Genomic DNA, 6,704 nt, shown 5'->3' with positions numbered 1-6,704 from the left:
TGTTCCATGACAGCTCGATCAGCATGTCAACGAAGGGCTCGTTCAGCGGCTGGGTCGAGCTGACGCGGATGAACTGGCGGCCGGCGCGCTGCTCGACGTTGAAGCGCAGCGACAGCAGGGCCGGATTGAATTCGATGTTGGCCGCGCGGAAGGCTTCCGGCGAGGCCAGCTTCACCGCCATGCTCGAGGCATCCTCGCCGGCAGTCGTCGTCAGTTCGATTTCGGCGCGCAGCGGTTGGCCGAGTGCCGACAGCACCGTCAGTTTCCCGAGGCCGGCCGCCGAGGCGGCGGACGACAGGAGCACGGCACTTGCCACGGCCGCGGTGACTGATTTCAGCGCAAATGCCATGAGCGGAGGACGGTGAGGAAAATGCATAGTCGGCAGTGAAAGAAAGTTGGCCAGAGGAAAGACGATTTCCTAGGAGTCTCAACATATCATCATGCTCTAGAGCATGCAAGCTTCCAGCGCACAAGCTGGTCGGAGTCGGCGGGGATATGTGGCCAGAATGACCGATGTGAGGCGTGTTTGATAGCGATTGATTACAAGCGCTTGGCAATATTATAGCGGATGTGGCAAGGCTGCCAACACGCTGCGCGGGGCCAGGGAGGATTGGCCCCGCGGATGCGGATTACTTGTCCAGCACGATACGCAGCATGCGGCGCAGCGGCTCGGCGGCGCCCCATAGCAATTGGTCGCCGACGGTGAAGGCCGACAGGTAATCATTACCCATCGACATCTTGCGCAGGCGGCCCACCGGGATGCCCAGGCCACCGGTCACGGCGGCCGGCGACAGCTCACGCATCGAGGCTTCGCGGGTGTTCGGCACCACCTTCACCCACTGGTTGTGCGAGGCGATGATGTCGTTGATCTCGTCGAGCGGCACGTCGCGGGTCAGCTTGATGGTCAGCGCCTGCGAATGGCAGCGCATCGCGCCGATGCGCACGCACAGGCCGTCCACCGGAATGGCCCTGGAACCAAAACCTTCGCCGCGGCCCAGGATCTTGTTGGTCTCGGCGCCGGCCTTCCACTCTTCCTTCGACTGGCCGTTGCCCAGGTCCTTGTCGATCCATGGGATCAGGTTGCCGGCCAGCGGCACGCCGAACTGCTTGGTCTCCTCGGGCGACAGGCCATGCTGGGTGGCCAGCACGGTACGGTCGATTTCCAGGATGGCCGAGGCCGGATCGTCGAGCAGCGGCTTGACCGCGCCGTTGATGGTGCCGAACTGGGTCAAGAGCTCGCGCATGTGCTGCGCGCCGCCGCCCGATGCCGCCTGGTAGGTCATGGACGTCATCCACTCGACCAGGCCCTGCTCGAACAGGCCGCCCAGGCCGATCAGCATGCAGGACACGGTGCAGTTGCCGCCAATAAAGTTCTTCACGCCGCGCGACATGGCGTTCTTGATGACGTCCTTGTTGACCGGGTCGAGCACGATCACGGCGTCGTCGTTCATGCGCAGGGTCGAGGCGGCGTCGATCCAGTAGCCGTTCCAGCCGCTGGCGCGCAGCTTCGGGAACACCTCGGTCGTGTAGTCGCCGCCCTGGCACGAGATGATGATCTCGCACTTGGCCAGCTCGGCGATGTCGGTGGCGCTCTTCAGGGTGGTCTCGTTCTTCGCCATTTTCGGTGCGGCGCCGCCCGGGTTCGAGGTGGTGAAGAACACCGGCTCGATGTGGTCGAAATCGCCCTCTTCCTGCATGCGCTGCATCAGGACCGAACCCACCATGCCGCGCCAGCCAACCAGGCCAACTAGTTTCATTTTGCTTTCCTTGGAATGTAAATTATTGGAGGGCGGCCACTACGGCATTGCCCATCTCTTCGGTACCGACCTTGCTGGTACCTGCTTCGTAGATGTCGGGAGTACGCAGCCCCTGCGCCAGCACGCGCTTGACCGCGCTCTCGATGCGCTCGGCCTGTTCGACCCGCCCGAACGTAAAGCGCAGCATCATCGCGGCGGACAGGATGGTCGCCAGCGGATTGGCCACGCCCTGGCCGGCGATGTCCGGCGCCGAGCCGTGCGAGGGCTCGTACAGGCCCTTGTTGTTCGCGTCGAGCGAGGCCGAGGGCAGCATGCCGATCGAGCCGGTCAGCATGGCGGCGGCGTCCGACAGGATGTCGCCGAACATGTTGCCGGTGACGATGACGTCGAACTTCTTCGGCGCGCGCACCAGCTGCATGGCCGCGTTGTCGACGTACATGTGCTCGAGCTCGACGTCCTGGTATTCCCGGTGCACGTCGGTGACGATGTCGCGCCAGAACTGGAAGGTTTCCAGCACGTTGGCCTTGTCGACGCTGGTCACGCGACGGCCGCGCTTGCGCGCGGCCTGGAAGGCCACGTGGGCGATGCGGCGGATCTCGCCTTCGGCATAGCGCATGGTGTCGAAGCCTTCGCGCTGGCCCGCGAAGGGACCGTCGGGGCATTCGCGCACGCCGCGCGGCTTGCCGAAATAGATGTCGCCGGTGAGCTCGCGGATGATCAGGATGTCCAGGCCGGAGACGACCTCGGGTTTGAGCGTGGACGCGCCCGCGAGTTCCGGATACAGGATCGCCGGACGCAGGTTGGCGAACAGGCCCAGTTCGCGGCGCAGGCCGAGGATGGCCTGTTCCGGGCGCAGCGCGCGCTCGAGGCTGTCGTACTGGTAGTCGCCGACGGCGCCGAACAGCACCGCGTCGGCTTCCTTGGCCAACTTCAAGGTGGCTTCGGGCAGCGGATGGCCGTGGGCGGCGTAGCCGGCGCCGCCGACCTGGGCCGTTTCCATCTCGAAGGATTCGCCGAGGGCGTTCAGGACCTTGACCGCCTGGTCCATGATCTCCGGGCCGATGCCGTCACCCGGCAGGATTGCGATTTTCATGCGGTCTCTCTTTATCAGATCGTGTTGGCCAGCCAGGGCTGGGCGGCCAGGTGGCCTTGCTCGAAGGCGCGGATGTCGTCGGCGTGGCGCAGGGTCAGGCCGATGTCGTCCAGGCCGTTCAGCAGGCAGTACTTGCGGAAATCGTCGATCGCGAAGCCGTAGGAGATGCTGCCGTCGCTCGAACCGATGCGCTGCTGTTCCAGGTCCACGGCCAGCTTGAAGCCCGGATTCGCCTCCACGGCCTTGAACAGGCCCTCGACCGCCTCTTCGTCCAACACGACCGGCAGCAGGCCGCTCTTGTAGCAGTTGTTGAAGAAGATGTCGGCGAAGCTCGGCGCCACGATGGCGCGAAAGCCATACTGCTGCAGGGCCCAGGGCGCATGTTCGCGCGAGGAGCCGCAGCCGAAGTTCTTGCGCGCCAGCAGGATCGAGGCGCCCGCGTAGCGCGGCTGGTTCAGCACGAAGTCCGGATTGAGCGGACGGGTGCTGCAGTCCTGGCCCGGCTCGCCGTGGTCGAGGTAGCGCCACTCGTCGAATAGATTGGGGCCGAAGCCGGTGCGGCGGATCGATTTCAGGAACTGCTTCGGGATGATGGCGTCGGTATCGACGTTGGCGCGGTCGAGCGGCGCCACCAGTCCTTCGTGTACGGTGAATTTATCCATGATCGCTCCCGGCTCCTTGTTGAATGATTATTTGCCGCCGGCGCTGGTGACGACCTGGCCGACCTTCTGCACGTCCTTGCCGATGCCCGAGATGGTGTTGCAGCCGGTGAGGACGAATGCTGCGGCGAGTGCGAGGGCGAAAGTTTTCTTCATGATGTTCCTTCGGTATTTCCGGTTAAAGCGGTATGAACGTTTCAGAGTGCGCGTACGTCGACAAAGTGGCCGGCGATGCCTGCGGCGGCGGCCATCGCGGGCGACACCAGGTGGGTGCGGCCGCCCTGCCCCTGGCGTCCCTCGAAGTTGCGGTTCGAGGTCGAGGCGCAGCGCTCGCCCGGCTCGAGGCGGTCGGCGTTCATGGCCAGGCACATCGAGCAGCCCGGTTCGCGCCATTCGAAGCCGGCTTCCTTGAAGACGCGGTCGAGGCCTTCGCGCTCGGCCTGCTCCTTGACCAGGCCGGAGCCCGGCACCACCATCGCCAGCTTGACGCTGGGAGCGCGCCGGCGGCCGCGCACGACCTCCGCCGCGGCGCGCAGGTCCTCGATGCGCGAATTGGTGCAGGAGCCGATGAAGACCTTGTCGATCGCGATGTTCTCGATCGGGGTATTCGGGGCCAGGTCCATGTAGGCCAGCGCCTTTTCGATGGCGCCCCGGCGCACCGCGTCGGGTTCCATGCTCGGATCGGGCACGCGGCCGTCGACCGCGGTGACCATCTCGGGCGAGGTGCCCCAGGTGACCTGCGGGCGGATGTCCGCCGCATCGAGCTGGACGACGGTGTCGAAAGCGGCGCCTTCGTCCGAGTGCAGGGTGCGCCAGTAGGCGACCGCCTGCTCCCATTGTTCGCCCTTGGGCGAGAACGGGCGGCCTTTGACGTACTCGATGGTGGTGTCGTCCACCGCGACCATGCCGGCGCGCGCGCCGGCTTCGATCGCCATGTTACAGACCGTCATGCGGCCTTCCATCGACAGGGCGCGGATGGTCGAGCCGCCGAATTCGATGGCGTAGCCGGTGCCGCCGGCGGTGCCGATTTTCCCGATCACGGCCAGCACGATGTCCTTGGCGGTCACGCCCGGAGGCAGCTCGCCGTCGACCTGCACCAGCATCGATTTCGATTTCTTGGCCAGCAGGGTCTGCGTGGCCAGCACGTGCTCGACTTCGGACGTGCCGATGCCGTGCGCCAGGCAGCCGAAGGCGCCGTGGGTCGAGGTGTGCGAGTCGCCGCAGACCACGGTCATGCCGGGCAAGGTCGCGCCCTGCTCCGGGCCGATCACGTGCACGATGCCCTGGCGCTTGTCGTTCATGTCGAAATAGGTCAGGCCAAAGCTCTTCGCATTGGCATCCAGGGTTTCGACCTGCAGGCGCGAGGTCGGGTCCGCGATCCCGTGGGCGCGATCCGTGGTCGGCACGTTGTGGTCGGCCACCGCCAGGTTGGCCGAGGTTCTCCATAGTCCGCGGCCGGCCTCGCGCAGGCCCTCGAAGGCTTGCGGGCTGGTGACTTCGTGCACCAGGTGGCGGTCGATGTACAGGACCGTGGTGCCATCGGCGTCGGCACGCACGACATGGGAATCCCAGAGTTTGTCGTAGAGCGTTTTTTGCATGGTCTATCCGGTGAAGGCGGCTCCCCTTATGCAGGGACGATTTTTGATTATGCCATAATTGTGCACTGCCGCACCAAGCCGGGGCAACGCATTTTTCTGCCAATCAACCGGAAATCATGCAAATTTTATTTGCATAGACAACTTATGATGCAAATAAAAAAGCCTGAGCGGGCTTGCGCAGGCTTTTGTATGCGATTTTGTCGCAGAGCGGCGCAGGGTTCGCCTTGCGCACTGCGGTAATGACTTACGCCGCGAGACGCACGTTCGAACGGCAGCCGTCCATCAGGAAGGACAGCCCGACCACCAGCACCAGCTCGCCCTCGGCCGAACGCGCGGTGCCGGTGATGCCCTCGACCGACAGCGCGGTCATCGGCTTGATCACCAGGTCGGCCGTGCCGTCCACCGCTTCCACCGCCAGGATGTAGGGCTGCGGGGCGTTGATGACGATGCCGACCCGTTCCGAGCAGGCTTCGTAGCCCAGCGCCAGGGCCAGCGAACGCACCGGCAGCGGGCGGCCCTGGTCCTTCAGCACCGGGGCGCCGCCCACGCACTGGAACTCTTCCGGCAGCTCGACCACGCGCTCGACGACGGCCATCGGCAGCGCCAGCGAGGCGCTCGAGGTCGACACCAGCATGGTCGGGACGATCGACAGTTCGATCGGCAGGCGGATCGCGAATTTGGTGCCGTGGCCGAGCGAGGAATCGATGCGGATCGCGCCGCGGTTCTTCTCGACCGCGGTCTTGACCACGTCCATGCCCACGCCGCGGCCCGACACCGAGGAAGCCACTTCCTTGGTCGAGAAGCCCGGCAGGAACACCAGCTGGTAGGCGTCGTCGTCGTTGGGGGCGCCGTTCTCGCCGATCAGGCCCTTGTCGATCGCCTTGCGGCGCAGCTTGACCGGATCCATGCCCTTGCCGTCGTCCTGCAGCACGATCATGACGCTGTTGGCTTCCTGCCATGCTTTCAGCAGGATGAAGGCCTTGGCCGGCTTGCCGGCGGCCACGCGCTCTTCCGGCGACTCGACGCCGTGGTCGAGCGCGTTGCGCAGCATGTGCACCAGCGGGTCGTACAGGCTGTCCACCACCACGCGGTCGACTTCGGTCTCGGCGCCTTCGATGGTCAGCTCGACATCCTTGCCGAGGTCCTTGGCCAGCTCGCGCACCAGGCGCGGGAATTTCTGGAACAGGCGGCCCACCGGCTGCATGCGGGTCGCCAGCGTGGCGCGCTGCAGTTCGGCCGAGTAGCGCGAAGCACGCTCCAGGGTCTCGGTGAGCGTCGCCATCAGGGCGGCGGCCGGGCCTTCGAACTTGAACTGCTGCAGGCGCTCGAGCAGCACGGCGGCCTGGTTGGCGGCCTGCACCGATTCGCCCGCCACTTCCAGCAGCGCGTCGAGCTTGACCGCGTCGATACGGATGCTTTCGTCCTTGGCCGGCGCGCTTGCTGCGCGCGCATCGGCGACCTTGTCGGCCGCGCGGCGCTCGATGCCGTCCCAGCCCGGAGCCTTGCCGGCCGGGACGTCGGCCGCCACCGGCGCGGCCGCCGCAGCGGCAGCCGGCACCACGGCGGCGGCAGGCGCCGAGCCGGCGCCGATCGCGGC

7 protein-coding genes are annotated in these 6,704 nt (G+C 65.8%); all 7 read right to left on the bottom strand.

Going from position 1 to position 6,704, the window contains the following annotated elements; translation table 11 throughout:
* Positions 1–304: FimV family protein (locus tag ACK4S9_RS22960; RefSeq protein WP_409730225.1), on the bottom strand; the 304-nt coding region annotated here is incomplete at its 3' end.
* A 325-nt stretch (positions 305–629) separates the two neighbouring features.
* A complete protein-coding gene (gene asd, locus ACK4S9_RS22955) occupies positions 630–1,757 on the bottom strand; it encodes an aspartate-semialdehyde dehydrogenase (RefSeq protein WP_409730224.1) in 1,128 nt (375 codons plus the stop codon).
* A gap of 22 nt (positions 1,758–1,779) precedes the next feature.
* Positions 1,780–2,850 carry a 3-isopropylmalate dehydrogenase gene (gene leuB / locus ACK4S9_RS22950; protein WP_409730222.1) on the bottom strand — a complete coding sequence of 357 codons (1,071 nt, stop codon included), beginning with the start codon at positions 2,848–2,850 and terminating at the stop codon, positions 1,780–1,782.
* A gap of 14 nt (positions 2,851–2,864) precedes the next feature.
* The gene (leuD, locus tag ACK4S9_RS22945) at positions 2,865–3,512 is read right to left on the bottom strand and encodes a 3-isopropylmalate dehydratase small subunit (protein ID WP_409730220.1); all 648 of its coding nucleotides are present in this window, start codon (positions 3,510–3,512) and stop codon (positions 2,865–2,867) included.
* A gap of 27 nt (positions 3,513–3,539) precedes the next feature.
* On the bottom strand, positions 3,540–3,665 hold the full coding sequence (locus tag ACK4S9_RS22940; protein WP_409730218.1) for an entericidin A/B family lipoprotein: 126 nt from the start codon (positions 3,663–3,665) through the stop codon (positions 3,540–3,542).
* A gap of 41 nt (positions 3,666–3,706) precedes the next feature.
* A complete protein-coding gene (gene leuC, locus ACK4S9_RS22935) occupies positions 3,707–5,107 on the bottom strand; it encodes a 3-isopropylmalate dehydratase large subunit (RefSeq protein ID WP_409730216.1) in 1,401 nt (466 codons plus the stop codon).
* 244 nt (positions 5,108–5,351) lie between these two features.
* A partial coding sequence (locus ACK4S9_RS22930; RefSeq protein ID WP_409730214.1) for a chemotaxis protein CheA occupies positions 5,352–6,704 on the bottom strand: 1,353 nt, incomplete at its 5' end.

Source organism: Massilia sp., assembly GCF_046293535.1.
Taxonomy (GTDB): Bacteria; Pseudomonadota; Gammaproteobacteria; order Burkholderiales; family Burkholderiaceae_D; genus Telluria.
Note: the sequence above shows the minus strand (reverse complement) of the source record. Positions and strands in the feature narration are given on the sequence as shown.